Annotated in this window: 15 protein-coding genes; 6 read left to right on the top strand and 9 right to left on the bottom strand. The window is 72.2% G+C overall.

The annotated features are described in order from the left end of the window. Positions 1-9: 9 nt before the first annotated feature. Positions 10-1,053 carry a LacI family DNA-binding transcriptional regulator gene (locus tag ACWEN6_RS17635; RefSeq protein WP_452571139.1) on the top strand — a complete coding sequence of 348 codons (1,044 nt, stop codon included), beginning with the start codon at positions 10-12 and terminating at the stop codon, positions 1,051-1,053. Positions 1,054-1,419: 366 nt separating this feature from the next. Here ACWEN6_RS17635 and ACWEN6_RS17630 read toward each other — a convergent pair whose 3' ends face one another. After that, positions 1,420-2,610, bottom strand: a complete 1,191-nt coding sequence (locus ACWEN6_RS17630; protein WP_452571138.1) for a TIGR03118 family protein — start codon at positions 2,608-2,610, stop codon at positions 1,420-1,422. Between the two features lie 257 nt (positions 2,611-2,867). Between ACWEN6_RS17630 and arfA the strand changes: the two genes are divergently transcribed. Beyond that, the gene (arfA, locus tag ACWEN6_RS17625) at positions 2,868-4,370 is read left to right on the top strand and encodes an arabinosylfuranosidase ArfA (RefSeq protein ID WP_452571137.1); all 1,503 of its coding nucleotides are present in this window, start codon (positions 2,868-2,870) and stop codon (positions 4,368-4,370) included. A gap of 137 nt (positions 4,371-4,507) precedes the next feature. Here the strand turns inward: arfA and ACWEN6_RS17620 are convergent, their stop codons facing one another. After that, positions 4,508-5,632 (bottom strand): NAD(P)H-binding protein, encoded by a 1,125-nt coding sequence (locus ACWEN6_RS17620; RefSeq protein ID WP_452571136.1) that lies wholly within the window; start codon positions 5,630-5,632, stop codon positions 4,508-4,510. A gap of 115 nt (positions 5,633-5,747) precedes the next feature. On the opposite strand from ACWEN6_RS17620, the gene ACWEN6_RS17615 reads away from it, so the two are divergent. Next, entirely contained in the window at positions 5,748-6,686 is a 939-nt protein-coding gene (locus ACWEN6_RS17615) for a LysR family transcriptional regulator (RefSeq protein ID WP_452571135.1), read from the top strand. 122 nt (positions 6,687-6,808) lie between these two features. Here ACWEN6_RS17615 and ACWEN6_RS17610 read toward each other — a convergent pair whose 3' ends face one another. The 4 genes from ACWEN6_RS17610 to ACWEN6_RS17595 are packed head-to-tail and all read right to left on the bottom strand — an operon-like array spanning position 6,809 to position 10,990. Next, complete coding sequence (locus ACWEN6_RS17610; protein ID WP_452571134.1) at positions 6,809-7,657, bottom strand: ABC transporter permease; 849 nt, start codon at positions 7,655-7,657, stop codon at positions 6,809-6,811. Then, positions 7,654-8,553 (bottom strand): ABC transporter permease, encoded by a 900-nt coding sequence (locus tag ACWEN6_RS17605; RefSeq protein ID WP_452571133.1) that lies wholly within the window; start codon positions 8,551-8,553, stop codon positions 7,654-7,656. The genes ACWEN6_RS17610 and ACWEN6_RS17605 overlap by 4 nt, the downstream gene beginning before the upstream one ends. Next, positions 8,553-9,782, bottom strand: a complete 1,230-nt coding sequence (locus tag ACWEN6_RS17600; protein WP_452571132.1) for an ABC transporter ATP-binding protein — start codon at positions 9,780-9,782, stop codon at positions 8,553-8,555. Before ACWEN6_RS17600 ends, ACWEN6_RS17605 begins: the two co-directional genes overlap by 1 nt. Continuing rightward, complete coding sequence (locus ACWEN6_RS17595) at positions 9,779-10,990, bottom strand: extracellular solute-binding protein (RefSeq protein WP_452571131.1); 1,212 nt, start codon at positions 10,988-10,990, stop codon at positions 9,779-9,781. The genes ACWEN6_RS17600 and ACWEN6_RS17595 overlap by 4 nt, the downstream gene beginning before the upstream one ends. A 172-nt stretch (positions 10,991-11,162) precedes the next feature. On the opposite strand from ACWEN6_RS17595, the gene ACWEN6_RS17590 reads away from it, so the two are divergent. From ACWEN6_RS17590 to ACWEN6_RS17580, 3 genes are all read left to right on the top strand, one after another. Then, the gene (locus ACWEN6_RS17590) at positions 11,163-12,074 is read left to right on the top strand and encodes a dihydrodipicolinate synthase family protein (protein ID WP_452571130.1); all 912 of its coding nucleotides are present in this window, start codon (positions 11,163-11,165) and stop codon (positions 12,072-12,074) included. A gap of 62 nt (positions 12,075-12,136) precedes the next feature. Then, positions 12,137-12,910 (top strand): ribonuclease activity regulator RraA, encoded by a 774-nt coding sequence (locus tag ACWEN6_RS17585; RefSeq protein ID WP_452571129.1) that lies wholly within the window; start codon positions 12,137-12,139, stop codon positions 12,908-12,910. Positions 12,911-13,204: 294 nt separating this feature from the next. Further along, on the top strand, positions 13,205-13,570 hold the full coding sequence (locus tag ACWEN6_RS17580) for a hypothetical protein (protein ID WP_354839683.1): 366 nt from the start codon (positions 13,205-13,207) through the stop codon (positions 13,568-13,570). 172 nt (positions 13,571-13,742) lie between these two features. On the opposite strand, the gene ACWEN6_RS17575 is transcribed toward ACWEN6_RS17580, so the two are convergent. The 3 genes from ACWEN6_RS17575 to ACWEN6_RS17565 form a co-directional block, all read right to left on the bottom strand. Then, the gene (locus ACWEN6_RS17575) at positions 13,743-15,470 is read right to left on the bottom strand and encodes a hypothetical protein (protein ID WP_452571128.1); all 1,728 of its coding nucleotides are present in this window, start codon (positions 15,468-15,470) and stop codon (positions 13,743-13,745) included. Continuing rightward, positions 15,455-16,210 carry an ABC transporter ATP-binding protein gene (locus tag ACWEN6_RS17570; protein ID WP_452571127.1) on the bottom strand — a complete coding sequence of 252 codons (756 nt, stop codon included), beginning with the start codon at positions 16,208-16,210 and terminating at the stop codon, positions 15,455-15,457. The genes ACWEN6_RS17575 and ACWEN6_RS17570 overlap by 16 nt, the downstream gene beginning before the upstream one ends. A 437-nt stretch (positions 16,211-16,647) precedes the next feature. Next, on the bottom strand, positions 16,648-17,370 hold the full coding sequence (locus ACWEN6_RS17565; RefSeq protein WP_354921342.1) for a GntR family transcriptional regulator: 723 nt from the start codon (positions 17,368-17,370) through the stop codon (positions 16,648-16,650). Between the last annotated feature and the right edge of the window lie 340 nt (positions 17,371-17,710).

Here is a 17,710-nt window from a genome sequence, read left to right as displayed (position 1 = left end):
ACTGGGGCGGTGACCGCGACGGATGCCGGGCTCGCCGCAGGCGATTCAGCGCGCCATGACCTGACGGTGGCGAAGATCGCGAAACTTGCCGGGGTGTCGGCGCCCACGGTGTCCCGGGTGATCAACGGCCAGGCCGGGGTCGCGCTCGGCACGCGGCAGCGGGTCGAGGCGGTGCTCCGTGAGCACGGCTACCGCCGCCGCGACACCAACACCTCCATCGCCATCGTCGAGCTGGTCTTCCACGCCCTCGAGAGCCTGTGGGCCCTGGAGATCATCCGCGGCGTCGAGCAGGCCGCCCGCGAGCGCGAGCTGGCCGTCGTGCTCACCGAGATGCAGGGCAGGCTCACTCCTGGAAAGGCCTGGACCGAGCAGGTGCTCGCCCGGCGTCCGAGCGGTGTCATCACGGTGTTCTCCGAGCTGACCGTGCAGCAGCAGTCGCAGCTCGCCACCCGCTCGATCCCGCTGGTCGTCATCGACCCGACCGGCGAGCCGCTGCACCAGACGCCCTCCGTCGGCGCCACCAACTGGAGCGGCGGGATGGCCGCCACCCGCCACCTGCTCGACCTCGGCCACCGCCGCATCGGCATGCTGAGCGGGCCGACGCAGTGGCCGTGCTGCCGGGCGCGGCTGGACGGCTTCCGCGCCGCGATGGACGCCGCCGGCGTCCCGGTGGACCCTGACCTGGTCCGCGTCAGCACCCTGTACGTCGAGGGCGGCCTGCAGGACGGCGCCGAGCTGCTGAGGCTGCCCGACCCGCCCACGGCCATCTTCACCGCCAACGACCTGCAGGCGTTCGGCGTCTACGAGGCGGCGAGGCGGGCGGGCGCGCGCATTCCCGACGACCTGAGCGTGATCGGCTTCGACGACCTGCCGTTCACCCAGTGGGCCGGCCCGCCGCTGACCACCGTGCGCCAGCCGCTGGTCCAGATGGGCGCCACCGCCGCCCGCATGATCGCCGCCCTGGCCGCGGGAGAGCGACTCGAGCACCACCGGGTCGAACTGGCGACCGAGCTGATCGTCCGCGAGAGCACCGCCCCGCCCTCCCGCGCGTGAGCGCGACCTCGCGGCCACACCCGTACGCTCCCGGCGGGACCGTCCGCTCGGTGGCCAGACGGGGCGCCGTCTCATAGCCCCGGGGCTCGGTGGCCTGACCGGGCGCCGTCTCATGGCCCGGGGGCGCAGGATGTGTCCGGGCCATGAGACGGGCGCACCCGGCGGGGAGGCGCCGGGACGGACCTCCCCGCCGAGGGGGCGGGGATGTTCGAACAACCGAAAGCCGGCTGCGGGGCGCGCCACCCCGCAGCCGACTTCCGCTCATTCGGGCGGGTCGTGTTGATCTTCAGAAAAGATGGTGAATCCTCGTTTCGCGGGAGCCCTCGGTCATCGCAGGGCCCGGTGGTCGCTCACCTCCCGTCGTGATCAGTAGCCGGAGTTGTTGTTGGAATTGGAGTTGGAGGTCGGCGAGGCCGACGGGCTGGCCGACGCGCTCGGCGCGGGGGTGGAGGAGCCGCCGGCGGCGTCGGCCGGCATGATCAGTCCGATCAGGCCGTGCTGCGCCTTCTGGACGCCGGCGGAGAACCACAGGGCGTTCTCGCCGCCGATGGCCGCGGTGCCGGGCTCAAGGTCCCACAGGCCCTCGATGGCGATCGCCTTGCCGTCGGCCTTGCGCAGCGGGCCGAGGTAGCGGCCGTTGCGGTAGGCGTTGATCCAGCCGTCACCGAAGTTGCCCACCAGCAGCGCGCCGGCATAGGCGCCGAAGCTCGCGGGGGCCTTGATCATCGCCCAGGGCGCGTTCAGGGCGCCGCGGGCGGCCACGCGGCCGGCGAAGCGACCCGAGGCGGTGAAGCGGCTGATGAAGCCGAAGCCGCGTCCCGCGACCGACTTGCCGGTTTCGGGGTCGCGCTTGGCGTAGGCGACGTAGACGGCGTTGCCCACGATCTCGACGTTGAAGGCGGAGTAGTCACGCGGCAGGCCGCGGTCGCGGAAAGCCCACTTCGACAGCCGCACCCTGCTGAAGTCGTCGTCGAAGACGTCGACCCGGTTGTGGGCGAAGTCGGCGGCGAGCAGGAAGCGTCCCCGGTTGGTCGGCATCAGGGCCAGGCCCTTGTAGTCGGCGTGACGGGTGAAGGCCGCGATGATGGCGTTGCTCGGGTTCACCTCGGCGTTCCAGCCGGTGATGGCGCCGCTGGGGCTGGCGAAGATGAACGTCGCCGGGCCGGAGGCCCCCTTGCTGGAGATCTCGAAGCCCTCGCCGGAGTCGTTGAAGATCTGGCCGGTCGGTGTGCCGCCGGGGATCCAGACCTCGGTCTTCTCCTTGGTGAGCTGGCTCGCGCCGCCCGAGTACACGGTCGCCGTCCCGGTGCCCGCGTTGGAGACCCACAGCGTCTTGCCCATCGCCAGGCCCCAGGGGTTGACCACCTTGGCGTCGGTGACGTCCGCCTTGCCGGCCACGTCCGAGATGAGGGGGATCTCGGCGAATCGGTTCTTGTTATGAGTGGTGGACCTGGTGGACTCCTTGGACTGCGTGGACTCAGCGTGCGCCGGGATCGTGCCGGTGGAAATGCCCAGGACGAGTGCCGCAGCGCAGAGCGTGACGATGCGCGACCGCATCAGGCCTCCTATGTCGTCTGCATGTGCGTACGGACGGAGGTACGCGGCGGCCCCAGACCCGGTTCAAACCGATTTGTAATCTTCCTTTGGCGGCGGAACGGCGCTGTGGCTCCCAGGTGAGGGCGGGGCCGACGAGCATGGCTCGGGGCGGATCCGATCGTCCCCATGCCCGTCCTTGACTGCGGGCATGGGAGTGCTGACAATCGGCGCAACCGAACCCGGCGTCACCGACCTCCGCGAAGGCGGGCAGGAGCACCGTGCACCAGGCATCCCTCACGATCGACCCCGCCTTCCGTGTGGCCCCCGTACAGCGCCGCACGTTCGGCTCCTTCGTCGAGCACCTCGGCCGCTGCGTCTACACCGGCATCTACGAGCCCGGCCACCCCACCGCCGACGAGGACGGCTTCCGCCGCGACGTCCTCGAGCTCACCCGCGAGCTCGGCGTCAGCACCGTGCGCTATCCAGGCGGCAACTTCGTCTCCGGCTACCGCTGGGAGGACGGCATCGGGCCCGTCTCCTCGCGCCCCGCCCGGCTCGACCTGGCCTGGCACTGCACCGAGCCCAACCAGGTCGGCCTGGACGAGTTCGCCCGCTGGGCCCGCAAGGCGGGCGTCGAACCCATGATGGCCGTCAACCTGGGCACCCGCGGCGTCCAGGAGGCCCTGGACATTCTGGAGTACTGCAACCTCGACTCCGGCACGCACTGGTCGGACCTGCGCGCCGCCAACGGGTCCAAGGAACCGCACGGCATCCGGATGTGGTGCCTGGGCAACGAGATGGACGGCCCCTGGCAGATCGGCCACAAGACCGCACGCGAGTACGGCAGGCTCGCCGCCGAGACGGCCCGCGCCATGCGCATGATCGACCCGGGTCTGGAACTGGTGGCCTGCGGCAGCTCGGGCTCCTCCATGCCGACCTTCGGCGCCTGGGAGGCCGAGGTCCTGGAGGAGGCCTACGAGCAGGTCGACTACATCTCCTGCCACGCCTACTACGAGGAGAAGGACCGCGACCTGGCGAGCTTCCTCGCCTGCTCCACCGACATGGAGAGCTTCATCGCCTCGGTCGTCGCCACCGCCGACCACGTGCGGGCCAAGCTGCGCGGCACCAAGCGCATCAACGTGTCCTTCGACGAGTGGAACGTCTGGTACCTCAGCCGCTTCCAGGCCGAGCAGTCCAGCGAGCCGCCGAAGGACTGGCCGGTCGCCCCGCCGCTGCTGGAGGACCGCTACCACCTGGCCGACGCCGTGGCCGTCGGCGGGCTGCTCATCACGCTGCTGCGCAACAGCGACCGGGTCACCGCCGCCTGCCAGGCCCAGCTCGTCAACGTCATCGGCCCCATCATGACCGAGCCGGGCGGCCGCGCCTGGCGCCAGACCATCTTCCACCCCTTCGCCCAGGCGTCCCGGTACGCCTCGGGGGACGTGCTGCGGCTGGAGCCCGATTCCCCGGTGCACGAGACCGCCCAGTACGGCGAGGTCCCGCTGCTGCACGCCGTCGCCACCCACGACGACGAGGCCACCACGGTCTTCGCGGTCAACCGGTCCACCGACCGCCCGCTGGAGCTCACCCTGGACGCCCGCGCCCTCGGCGACGTCCGCGTCGTCGAGGCCACCACCCTCACCGACTCCGACGTCTATGCCTACAACTCCGCCGACGACCCGGACCGCATCGCCCCCCGCCCGAACCCGGACGTCGACACCGACCCCCTGCGCGTCGTCCTGCCCCCGGTCTCCTGGAACGTCATCCGCCTCGCCCTCTGATCCGGCGGCCAAGGCGGCCTTCTGGACCCGGGCCGCGGGCGATGCCCGGGTCCAGGGCTTGAGGTCGCGGCGGATGGCCCGTTCGGCGCCATCCCAGGCGTCCGCGTCCGCCATGTCCAACGCCGGCTCCATGGAGATCAGCGGCCGAGGGCTGTCTTGACCTCATCGACCAGGGTGGCCGCTTCGTTGACGGTGTGCTCGATCCGCTGGGCGGACTCGCCGATGTGGCTGAGCAGCCTCTGAGCGCGGGCGGCGAAGTTCCGCGGGGCCACGGGCAGCCGGTCGGCCGAGGTGAGCATGCCCTTTTCGTTGATCAGCCACTGGTCCGCGTGACCGTGCAGTGCCTGGCAGGCGACGCCGATGGCGCGGAACAGGCAGCCCGCCGCATAGGCAGGGTCGGTGCCGGCGGCTCCGCACCGCGCCAGGTCCACGGAGAAGATCGCTTCCCACAGCCCGTCCACGAGCGCCGTGCTCAGCGCGGGCGGGTACGCCTGGGCGCGTTCTCGTAGATCGGTGATGGGGCCGTAGCCGAGCAGGGTGGACCGCAGTTCGTCGAGCGGCTGGCGCTGGTAGCGGACCGGACGGCCCAGCTCCTCGGTCATGATGCGGGCCAGGTCGTCGGGCGACAGGGCCTGCGGGCCGAGCACCGGAACACTGCCGACGCCGGTCCAGGAGCGGTCCAGCAGCAGCCCTGCCGCCGTCGCGGCGATGTCGGCGACGGCCACCAGCGGGGCCGGACGGTCCGCGGCGACGGTGTCGGTGAAGACGCCGTTCTCGCGGATCGAGCCGGCCTCCTCCAGCAGGTTCTCGAAGAAGGACGGACAGGCCAGGGCACGGTAGGCGACGCCGGAACCGGCGATCAGGTCGTCCATGGCCAGGGAGGCGGTGACCAGCCCGGCCTGGGCGGCGTACGGGGTGCCGCGGCCGAGCGCCGAGACGCCGACGACATGGCCGACGCCGCCGGCGGCGAACGCCCGCGCGGCCGGGCGGGTGAAGCCGCTGAACGCCTCGTCGGGCGTGGCCGAGGCGTCCGGCGGCACGAGCCAGAAGACGGCGTCGGCCCCGGTGAAGGCGCGCTCGACGGTCGCGGCGTCGCCGTGCGAGCCGGTGACCACTTCGACCCGTCCTTGCACGGACTCGGGGAGCCGGGCAGGGTCGCGGACCACGACCCGTACCTCCTCTCCGCGTGCGGGCGCGGCCTCGACCAGCAGCGAGAGCAGCTGCCGGCCGATGTTCCCGGTGGGGGCGGTAATGACGATCATGAGAACCTCGAGGTCTTGTGTCGGATCGGTACGGCTCCTTGATGGTGCGGCCCGGACCGCATTGCCACAATGGGAACTTGAGCATCCAATCATTGCCTGAAATGGAATAATGCCCGTGAGCAGCCTAGACCCGAGCCTCGACGCCAACCTCGCCGTAGCCCTCGACGCCCTGCTGACCGAGCAGAGCGTCACCCGTGCCGCCGCGCGGCTGCGTACCTCTCCCGCGGCGATGAGCCGTACCCTGGCCCGGCTGCGCCGTGTGCTCCAGGACCCGCTGCTGGTGCGGGCAGGACAGGCGATGGTGCCTACCCCCCGCGCCGAGGCGCTGCGAGACGAGGCCGCCGCGGTGGTGCGCCGGCTGGAGGCATTGCTCACCCCGAGCGGCGGGATCGACCCCGCCGCACTGCGGCGCACCTTCACCGTCCAGGCCTCGGACCTGGCCGGCGCGGCGCTGGCGCCGGGACTGCTCGGGCTGGCCCGGCGCCGGGCGCCGGGCGTCTGTCTGCGAGTGCTGGCCGAGGAATGGGAAGCGGGTCCCGCGCTGCGCGAGGGCCGGATCGATCTGGAGATCGGGGCCATCGACCACGTCGACCCGGAGACCCGGGTCGAAGAGCTGGTCACGCTACGGATGGCGGCCGGCGTCAGGGCCGGGCACCCGCTCGCCGAAGGACCCCTGACGCCCGCCGGCCTGGCCGCGGCCGAGCACGTGGCGGTCAGCCGCCGGGGACGCTTCACCGGCCCGCTGGACGCGGCCTTGGCCGAGCAAGGACTCAGCCGGCGGGTCAGCGCCGTCCTGCCCGGACATCTCGCGGCGATGGCGCTGGCCGCTGTCGGGGACGTGGTCTGCCTGGTGCCGACCGCGCTGCCGGGCGAGCCCCCTTCGCCACTCAGCAACGCGGCGTACGCGCTGGGACTACGCCTGCTGGACATCCCGCTGCCGTTGCCACCACTGACGATCGGCATGGCCTGGCACCCGCGCCACACCGCCGACGGGGCCCACCAGTGGCTGCGCGGCGCCGTGCGCCGGGTACTCCGTCCGGCCCGGGAGGAATAGCCCACGGCGCCGGTCGGGCCGTCCCTCAAGGTCGCCGTCGGCCACCGCGAATGGCGGGAGTGCTCGCCGCTCGGCCGCCCGGTCGTCGCCACCGGCGCCTGGCAGGGCGACATGTTCGTCGCCTAGTCGGGAGCGACCTCCTTGACCTGGGCGACGATCTGGGTGGGGTTGACGAACATCAGGGCGAGCACCAGCAGGGCCGACGACAGCAGCGTGTAGATGACGGCCATCGCGTCGATCGCCTGGGAGGCGCGGATGCCGGGGGTGAAGGCCGCGCTGTAGAGGGCGACGATGAGCGTCTGGCTGTCGGGGCCGGCGACCAGGAACGTCAGCTCGAACATCGCCACCGTGCGTACCAGCACCAGGACGCCGGCCGCGAGGATGCCGGGGATGAGCAGCGGGATCAGCACCCGGGTGAACACCTGCCGGGTGCCGGCGCCGCACATGCGGGCCGCCGACTCGATGTCGGTGTCGATCTGCTCGATGAACGGCGTCATGACCAGCACGACGAACGGCAGCGCCGGCACCAGGTTGGCGGCGATCACCCCGGCCATCGTCCCGGCCAGATGGAACTTGTACAGCACGGTGGCCAGCGGGATGCCGTAGGTGATCGGCGGCAGCAGCACCGGCAGCAGGAGCAGCAGCGTCACCGCCCGCTTGCCCGCGAAGTCGCGCCGCGCGAGCGCGTACGCGGCCGGCACGCCGAGCAGCAGGGCCAGCCCGACCACGGCCAGGGCGACCAGCAGGGTCACCTGCAGCACCTCGGCCAGCCCGAACTCCGTCCAGGCGTCCCCGTACCAGGACGCCGTGAACGCCGACGGCAGCCAGGTGCCGAACCAGTTCACCGCGAAGGAGTTGACCAGCACCGACACGATCAGCGCGGCCAGGTTGAGCAGGAAGAAGCCAACCCCGATCGGGACGATCCAGGCACGCGGCCGCCACCGTCCGCGCAGGGAAGTGAGAACGGTCACGCGCCCTTGCCTCCCGTCGAACCGGTGTAGAACCGTCCCCGCCACAGCATCACCAGGCCGATGACCAGCAGCTCGAAGACGCCCATGAGGACGGCGATGGTCGAGGCCATCGAGTAGTCGTACTTCTCGAAGGCCGCCTGGTAGGCCGCGATGGCCATCACGCGCGTCTCGCCCGCCGGCTCGCCGACGAGGTTGGCCGAGGGGAACACCGAGAAGGCCAGCACGAACGCCAGGATGAACGTGGTGGCGAGGCCGGGCGCGAGCAGCGGCAGCGTGATGTGCCTGACCCGCTGCCACGGTCCGGCGCCCAGCGTCGCCGCGGCCCGCTCCAACGTCGGGTCGATGCCCGACATGTACGACATGACGAGCAGGAAGGCGAACGGGAACCCGGTGATGAGCAGCGAGAACAGCACGCCCCAGTAGTTGTAGATCAGGCGGACCGGCTCGTCCACCAGGCCGAGGTCCAGCAGCACCCGGTTGAACCAGCCCTTGGGCCCGAGGTAGCGCAGCAGCCCGTCGGCCACCAGCACGGTGCCCAGCGTCACCGGCAGCACCAGGACGGCGGTCAGCAGCCTGCGCCCCCGGAACCGGCCGCGCAGCCGGTAGGCGATCGGCACCGACAGCCCCACGTTGAGCAGCGCGGCCGGCAGCGCGAGGCGCGTGGTCTTCCAGATCGTCGAACTCTGGTAGGCGTCGCCGAAGAAGGCCCGGTAGTTGGCGAGCATGCCGCCCCCGGAACGCGGCTGCAACGACAGGCCGACCCCGTACAGCATCGGGTACAGGAACAGCGCGACCAGCACCAGCACCGCCGGGACGAGCAGCACCAGCACCCGGTCGATGCCGCGCTCGGCCAGCCGGTGCCGCAGCACGAGCCGCGGCGCCTCGGTGACCGCCATCACCCCTCGCCCCCGGACACGCCCCCGGACACGCCGCCGGACGTGCCCCCGGAAGCGCCATCGGAACCGCCCCCGGTAGCGCTATCGGAAGCGCCCCTTGACGTGCCGCCGGTAGCGCCGCCGGTGGCGAACACCAGGACGCGGTCCGCCGGGACGCCGAGGTCCACCTTGTCGCCGGGCGCCATCCGCTCGGGGGAGCGGAAGTGGACCACCCGCCCCGACTCGGTGACGCCCTCCACCGCCATCTCCCTGCCGTGGAACTCGGCGACCTCCACGCTCACCCGCACCGTGTTCGGCCCGCCGCGGCCCACCGTGAAGTCGTCGGGCCGCACCGCCGCCACGGCGCTCGTCCCGTCCAGGTCCTCCTGCGCCACGCCCGTGAGCCGCAGGCCCGGCTCCTCCAGCACCACGCGCCGGCCCTCGCGGGAGGCCACCGGCAGCTCCAGCAGGTTGCGGTAGCCCATGAAGCCCGCCACGTAGGTGTTGCGCGGGAAGGTGTAGACCTGCTCGGGCGTGCCGATCTGCTCCACCACGCCGTGGCGCAGCACGACGACGCGGTCGGCCAGCGCCAGCGCCTCCTCCTGGTCGTGGGTGACGTAGACGGTGGTCAGCCCGAGTGACTGGTGCAGCTTGCGGATCTCGGTGCGCATCTGCAGGCGCAGTTTGGCGTCGAGGTTGGACAGCGGCTCGTCCATGAGCACCAGCCGCGGGCGGATCACCACGGCGCGGGCGATCGCCACCCGCTGCTGCTGGCCGCCGGACAGCCGGCCGGGCAGCTTGTGCGCGTGGTCGGACAGCTCGACCAGCGCGAGCGCCTCGTCCACCCGCCGCGCCATCTCCGCCTTCGGCGTGCCGCGGACGGCCAGCCCGAAGCCGACGTTCTTGCGCACGGTCAGGTGCGGGAACAGCGCGTAGTTCTGGAACACCATGCCGAACCCGCGCTTCTCGGGCGGCAGGGTGTCGATGCGCTCGTCGTCCAGCCGGATGCTGCCGCCGCTCAGCGGCAGCAGCCCGGCCAGGCAGTTGAGCGCGGTGGACTTGCCGCAGCCGGAGGGCCCGAGGAGGGCGAGGAACTCGCCCCCCTCGATGGTCAGGTCCAGCCGGTCCAGGGCGGTGGCCGAGCCGAACCGCCGGGACACCCCCTCCATGCGCAGCGTGCCGAACGCTCCCCGCCCCCGCACGGCCGGCGCCGCCTCGCCGGTGCCCGCGGCCGGTGCGGCGCCGGTCATGATTTGCGCACCTTGTCGCCGCCGATCTCCTTGTCCCACTTGTCGAACGCCGTCACCAGCGCCTTGGCCTCCAGCGGCACGGCCTTGGGGTTCTGCTCGATGAGCCGGTCGTACTCCGGCCGGCCGAAGTCCTTGATCGCCTGCCGGCTCTCCGGCGGAGCCATGTCGATGGTGACGCCCTTCACCGCCGGCCCGGGGTAGAAGTAGCCCTTGTCGTAGGTGATGGCCTGCTGCTGCGGGGTGAGCGCGAACTTCATCAGGTCGAGGACCACGGCCAGCTTCTCGCCGGTGACGCCCTTGGGGACCACCATGTAGTGCGCGTCGGTCACCCAGGTGAAGCCTTCCAGCGTGGCGGTCTGGAAGTCCTTGGGCACCTGGCCGAGCACCCGCGGGTTGATGTCCCAGCCGGTGGTGGTGACGATGATGTCGCGGGTGCCCTCGCCGAGCTCCTGCATCGTCTGGGAGGTGCCGGTGGGGTAGTACTCGACGTACCGGCCGAGGTCCTTGAGGTACTTCCAGGTGTTGGCCCAGCCGTCGACCGGGTCCTTGGGGTCGCGGTCCTTGAGGATGTACGGCAGGCCCATGAGGAAGGTGCGGCCGGGCCCGGAGTTGGCCGGCCGGGCGTACTCCAGCTTCTTCGGGTGCGCCTTGGCCCAGGCGAGCAGCTCTTCGGCGGTCTTGGGCGGGTTCGGCACCTTGGCCGGGTTGTACTCGATGAGCGGCCCGGAGGGGTAGTAGGTGACGACGACGCCCTTGCCCCGCGCGAGCTCCTGCATCTTGGCGGCCGGTTCCAGGTAGGCGCCGAGGTCGGGCAGCTTGTCGCCGTACTTCCCTGCCAGGTCCACCCACAGGTTCTGCTCCAGCCCGGCGGACAGGCCGTCGGTGCCGGTGAGCACCAGGTCGATGTCCAGGCGCTGCGCGTCCTGCTGCGCCTTGATCTTGCCGGCCAGTTCCGGGGCGGTCACCTTGGAGTAGGTGATCTTGCTGACGGCCTTGGGGTGCGAAGCCTTGTAGTTGTCGAAGATCTGCTGGGTGAGCTGCAGGTTTCCGGCGACGTCCACGATGTTCAGTGTCACCGGTGACTGCGGCATCTTCACGTCGGCCGCGGCGGGCTCGGGGGCGAAGGCCTGGCCCGCGTCGGGCGCGCCGCACGCGACCAGGCCCAGGACGAGACAGCCGGCCAGGACGGTGAGTCGGGGAGATCTCATGGGGTGATCCTCCTTAGTGGGCCGGGGAGCGCCGGGACTTTCGGAGGCGACGTTTCAGGGCGCACACCAGAATGAAAACGTCTGATGAAATATGTCAATAGGTCGGCACGTCGATGTACTGATATACCAGGACTGGTGCCGGGAGCCGTGCCACGCGCTCATGAAAGGGAAGATGGCGATGCTGGATGACGTCAGGCGGGCGCTCGCGTCGGTGGTGGCCGTACCGGTCACCCCGTTCGACGACACCGGCCGCATCGACGAGAAGGCCTACGCCGCCGTGGTCTCGCGGATGACCGCGGCGGGCATCGCCGCCGTCACGCCGAACGGCAACACCGGGGAGTTCTACTCGCTGTCACCGCAGGAGCTCGACCGCGCGGTCGCGCTCGCGGTGGAGTCGGCGGGCCCGGCGCGCGTCATCGCCGGGGTCGGGCACGACGCCCGGCAGGCCGCCCTGCTCGCCGCCGGCGCCGCCCGGCTCGGGGCGCACGCCGTCATGGTCCACCAGCCCGTGCATCCCTACCAGTCGGAAGAGGGCTGGGTCGACTACCACCGGGCCGTCGCCGAGGCCGTCCCCGAGCTCGCGGTCGTCTGCTACCTGCGCTCGCCCCTGATCACGGCCGGGACGTTGCGGGCACTGGTGAGCGCGTGCCCCAACGTGACCGGGGTCAAGTACGCGCACCCCGACCCGGTGCGCTTCGCCGAGATGGCGGCCGGGGTGCCCGAGGTGACCTGGGTGTGCGGGCTGGCCGAGAGCTGGGCGCCGTTCTACTGGATGGGCGGGGCTCGCGGGTTCACCTCCGGCCTGGCCGCCATCGTCCCTGAGCTGTCGCTCGACCTGCACCGCCTGCTCGAGGCCGGCGACGCCCGGGGCGCGATGCGGCTGTGGGCGCGGCTCAAGCCCATCGAGGACCTGCGCGCCCGGCACGGCAACGCCGGCAACGTCTCGGTGCTCAAGGAGGCGCTGGCCCAGCTCGGCCTGTGCCGCCGGGACGTCCGCCCTCCCATCTCCCCGCTGCGGGCCGCGGAGCGCGAGGAGGTCGCCGCCATCCTGCGCTCCCTGGACCTCCCGGCCGGCACGGGGTGACGCGGCCAGGAGATCATGGACATGACCGGCGGAGCGGTACCGAGGCGACAGGAGCGGAGAACGTGGGCGAGGAACGGCGGAACGGCGCGGAGGGCGCGGGGGCGAAGGGCGCGGGGGCGACGGGGGGGCAGGACGGCCGCGAGGTGATCGCGCCCGAGGTCTTCGAGGCGCTGAGGCGGGTGTCGACGGCGACGATCACCACCCAGCTCTTCGGCCGCGGCCTGCGCAACACCTTCCTGGCCGGGCTGCGCCCGCTCAACCCCGCGTGCACCCGGATGGTGGGGGAGGCGTTCACGCTGCGCCACATCCCCGCCCGCGAGGACCTCGACGTGCTGTCGGTGTTCAAGGACTACGACCACCCGCAGCGGCTCGCGGTCGAGTCGGTCGGCCCGGGACAGGTGCTGGTCATGGACTGCCGGGGCCAGACCCGCGCCGCCTCGATCGGCGGCATCCTCGCCACCCGCCTGCTGCGGCGAGGCGCCGCCGGGCTGGTCACCGACGGGGCGGTCCGCGACTCGCCGTTCTTCGCCGAGCTGGACCTGCCCGCCTTCGCCGCGGGCGTGTGCGCGACGACCAACCTCGCCCGGCACCACGCGATCGACCTGCAGGTGCCCATCGGCTGCGCCGAGGTGCCGGTGTACCCCGGGGACGTCATCGTGTCCGACGCGGAGGGGGTGGTCTGCGTGCCGCGCCATCTGGCGGCCGAGGTGGCCCGCGACGCCCTGGAGCAGGAGCACCTGGAGGAGTTCATCCAGGCCGAGGTCGAGGGCGGGGCCCCGCTGCGCGGCACCTACCCGCCGGACGAGGAAACCCTTCGCCGCTACCGCGCCCGCTGACGCCGCACCCGCGCCCGGCCGCCGTGGGCGCCGCCGGGCGCCGCGAGCGCGTCGAGGGCCGGTCATGCTGGTGTTGAGCCTTGGTGACGGCTTGGCGGGCCGGTCGCGTCCCCATGTGGACACGGAGAGTATCCATTTGCTCACTTTGTGCTATGGACACGCAGAGTCAGGAGACGGATACTCGGCGTGTCAGCAAGTCATCCCCGGTGACTCGGGCGCCCCGGCGGCACATCGCCGGCGAACCTGTGACGCCGTGAGGCCGCGCGAGCGCCGGGGAACGCCAATAGGAGAGCGATGCACCCGAAGAAGTCCACCGCCCTCGCCCTGTCGGTCCTGATGGCGGGCGCCTGCCTCGCCACCGCCGCCTCGGCGAGCGCCGACACCACCCCCGCCGGTGCCCCGCCCGGGCCCGTCCACGCCCTGCCCCCGGGCTACCAGCTCGTCACGCTGCCCAACGCCAACGTCCCGAACTTCCAGCGCCGCACCCTCTACTGCCCCGGCTCCAAGCACGTCCTCGGCGGCGGCGCCGAAGCCCGGGGCAACCGCGCGATCCTGGTCGGCTCCTTCCCGACCGACGACGGGCGCGGCTGGATCGGGCTCGGCCGCCAGGACGGCTACAACGACGTCGGCATCAGCGTCTTCGCCATCTGCGCCGATTGACCCTCGCCCCACCCCGCCGGCCCCGGGCCCACCCCGGGGCCGGCCCCTTCTCCACCGCCGCTCACCGCGGCTCCGGCGTTCCCGCATCGAAGGCGAGAACGCCGCCGGCGCCGGTCGGGCGACCGCGGCCCATCCCGTCGCCGGCCACCACCGCCCGCCCGGAGGCCGGGCCTCAGCCGGATGAGCGCGGCTTGAGCGTCCACAGGCCCGTGCCGTACATCGCGAGCCCGAGCACGATGAACGCGGCCGCCACCGGGTATTGCAGGCCGGAAGGCATGTACGTGGCCAGGAACCAGCTGTGGCGCAGCATGCCGTTGCCGACGAAGACGGCCGCGACGACGCCTTGCGGGAACAGCGGGATGGCGCCGAAGCCGAAGCACCACCAGGTGATCGCCTTCTTCGTCTTGGACAGCTCGTAGAAGCGGGACCTCGCCGTCGGCCGCGGCCTGCGTCCGGTCCGCATCGTCTCCAGCAATTCGGGGCCGTGTGAGCGCAGCCGCCGCTCGGCGAGCAGGCCGAAGCCCCACGCGAACAGCACCCCGGTCACGACGCCGACGGCCACGCCCGCCCAGCCGAACCACAACGCGGCCAGCCCCGCCGGCACACCGGTGAGGAGCACCAGCGCGAGCGCCAGGTAGGCCAGCCCGGTCAGGCCGCCGTCGTCCTCACTGGTGCGCAGTGGATTGCCCGCGCGGCGGTGCGGGTCGGTGCCGGGCACCAGCCCGTACACCGAGATCAGCGGAACCAGCCCGGTCGCGCCGCCCAGCAGGGCGGGCAGCAGCGCCAGCATCAGCGGCCACGGGCCGCCGGTGATCGCGGTGAACGCCACGGTGATCACGATCGCCACCGGGGCCTGCGCCGACAGCCAGGCCAGCTGCCTGCCGCGCACGTCGTTCACGCCGGGTGTCATCAGCGTCAGCCACAGCGCCGTGCCGTCGGTCCCGTACAGGTTGGCGGCCATGGCCGCGGCCATCACGATGAAGATGGGGCCGGCGTAGGGAAGCATGCCGTCCCAGCCGAGGATCAGCGGGCTGGCCCCGAAACAGACGCCGTACGACAGCGCGAAGGTCAGCTGGTGGTTGCGTACCAGGTCGCGCGACCAGGTGCGCAGCTCCTTGGCGACGATCGCGCCGTTGACCGTGGCCGCCGTCATCGGGCGCCTGCCGCGTGCGGAGGGCCGCGTCGCGCCCGCGCGCCTGCCGAGCAGGGCGGCCCACGCGCCCAGGAGCAGCAGCACCAGTACGGCCAGCGCCGCCAGCGCCCGCCAGTCGCCCTGGACGGCCAGCAGGCCCCACCCGGAAGGCAGGTACCAGACCGCGGAGGGCACGCCCGTCTGGCCGAAGGCCCAGAAGAAGACCCAGATCTGGCCGAGCGCCGCCAGGATCGCGCCGTTGAGCAGCCCCGAGGCGACGGCGCCCAGGCGTGAGCGCAGCGCCAGCCCGACCACCGCGACCGACACCTTGGACAGCAGCACGAACACCGCGAGCTGCAACACCATCGCGGGCACGGCCAGCAGGGCGTTGGCGGGGCCGAGCCGTACACCCGCCACCAGCAGGCCGAGCAGGGCGGTCAGGCTGACCAGCGGCGCGACGCCGACGAAGGCCGCCGCCAGCAGGCCCGCCGCCAGGCGGCGAGGAGGAAGGCCGAGCAGGGAGAAGTACTCCGGCCGCAACGTCTCGTCGCCGCCGCCCATGAAGGCGGGCCCGAGCATCCAGCCCAGCATCCACACCGCGTACCCGGCCGCCAGCAGGTCCGGGCCGGCGAACGCCAGGTAGATCGTCCCCGCGGCGAACAGCACGCCCAGCGCGGCTCCCGTGGCCGCGGTCTGCGCGCGCCCGCCGTGGAAGGCGTGGCGCAGCACCGCGACCTTCATCCGGGCCATGGTCAGCGCGACAGCCACGAGAGCTCCTTGACCCCGGTGTCCCGGTCGCCGACGAGCCGGACGAAGGTGTCCTCCAGTGACTGCGCGCCGCGTACCTCGTCCAGCGTGCCGGCGGCGGCCACCGTCCCCTTGTCGATCACCGCGACGTGGTCGCACAGTTGCTCCACCAGCGCCATCACGTGGCTGGAGAGGACGATCGAGCCGCCGCCGGCGACGAAGCCGCGCAGGATCGTCTTGATCGTGGCGGCCGACACCGGGTCCACCGCCTCGAACGGCTCGTCCAGCACCAGCAGCCGCGGCGCGTGCAGCAGCGCGGTGGCCAGGCCGATCTTCTTGCGCATGCCGGTCGAGTACTCGATGACCAGCGTCCGCTCCGCGCCGTCCAGCTCCAGGACGGCCAGCAGCTCGTCGGCGCGCTGGGCCACGACCTCCTTGGCCAGGCCGCGCAGCAGACCCAGGTAGGTGAGCACCTCGCGCCCGGTCAGCCGTTCGGGCATGGCCAGCCCGTCGGGCAGGACCCCCACCATGGCCTTGGCCCGCTCGGGGGCGGACCAGACGTCCTCGCCAAAGATCTGGGCACTGCCGCCGTCGGGCCGCAGCAGGCCGACCGCCATGGACAGCGTGGTGGTCTTGCCCGCGCCGTTCTGGCCGACGAGCCCGAAGAAGGAGCCCTGGGGCACGCGTAGGTCGATGGCGTCGACGGCGAGGTTCTCGCCGAATCTCTTGGTCAGCCCGCTGATCTCCAGCGCTGGCGTCATGGTGTCGTCCTCCGGGGGGGTTCCCGCCGGCCCGAGTAGGGCCCGTCACGGTCGTGGGCGAAGCTCGGGTGTGGGGTGGCCGCGGCCGGCGGGTCCGCGAGTGGGCGCGGTACCTGTTCACACGGTGGTCGGTGGGGTGGGCGGACGCCCTTGGGGTTCGGGAAGCCAGGCGTCGCCGGGTACGGCGAGCAGGTCGTGGGCGGCGGCGAGCTCGTCCACGGCCTCGTGCGGTGCGCGCGGACCGGGGTGGTGGCCGTCGTCGCGTCAGATCATTATCCAGGGAAACGCCGCGACCGGGTCCACGAGCGAGGGAAACATCGCGACCGGATCCACGAGCGAGGGAAACGCCGCGACCGGGTCCGCGGGCGGCCGCAGGACGGTGCCGGGTACGGCGGGCCGGCGGTCATTCGCGGGATCGCCGGCGTCGGCGCGGAAGGTCAGTCCTTGTCCTGGGAGCGGGCGAGGTGGGTGACGGTGCGCTTCACGTGCGCTCTGGTCAGGCGCTCGGCCAGGGCGGCGTTGCCGCTCGCCACGGCGGCCAGGATCTCCTCGTGTTCGGCGTGCTCCTCACGCCAGGTGGGCCAGCGCCGCCACAGCACGCTGACGGTGCCGAGCGCGGTGAGATCTTGCAGGTTGTCCAGCTGCGCGGAGACCAGCTCGTTGTCGCAGCCCGAGTACAGCGCCCGGTGGAAGCGGCGGTTGGCCAGGCTCAGGGCCGTCGGGTCCTCGCCCGACAGCAGTTCGCCGGCCTCGCCGAGCGCCCCGCGCGCGTCCGCGAGGGTGCCGGCGCGTCCCGCGCGCGTGGAGGAGGCCACCGCCCACGGTTCGAGCAGCAGGCGGAGCTCCTGCGCCTTGCGCAGGTCGGCGGCGTCCAGCACCCGCACGCTGACCCCGCGGTTGGGGCTGATGACGACGAGCCCGGTGGAGGCCAGGCCGATCAACGCCTCACGCACCGGCGTCTTGGACACGCCGAGCTGCTCGGCGAGCCGGCGTTCCACGAGCGTCTCGCCGGGCCTGATCCGGCCCGACAGGATGGCGGCCCTGATGGAGTCGGCCACGAGGTCGGTGCGCGTGATCGACCGTGCCACGGGCCGCAGGACCGGTTCCTCCGAGATGTTGTACACCGGTATATCGTGCCGCACGTCCACCCCCTCGTTCACGCCGCTCCGCGACGAGGCCTCGGCGGCGCCGGCCACCGAAGCCGATGATCTACGATGTAAAGGCAATCGCCGGGAAGCGACCGTCCTCCCGCCCCTTCAGACCGCTTCCACCGTCTTCTTCCGTCCCGCCTAGTGCGCTGTCCACGAACGTTCACCCGCTCGGGCGCCGTAGCAGGCGCCGGCATCGCCGTACCACGACCCGCCGACCCGGCGCCGATCACTGCGGCACGTGGCCGGGGATGGAGAGCCGCGCCCGGTGACCGTATGTGGTCACCGCACTAGGAGACGCCGCCACCGTGCCAGGGTCGCTTGGACCGCCGTCACGGTGCCGGGGACGGCG

The sequence above is a fragment of the Sphaerisporangium sp. NPDC004334 genome (assembly GCF_053602655.1).
This window is presented reverse-complemented; position numbering and strand designations above follow the sequence as displayed.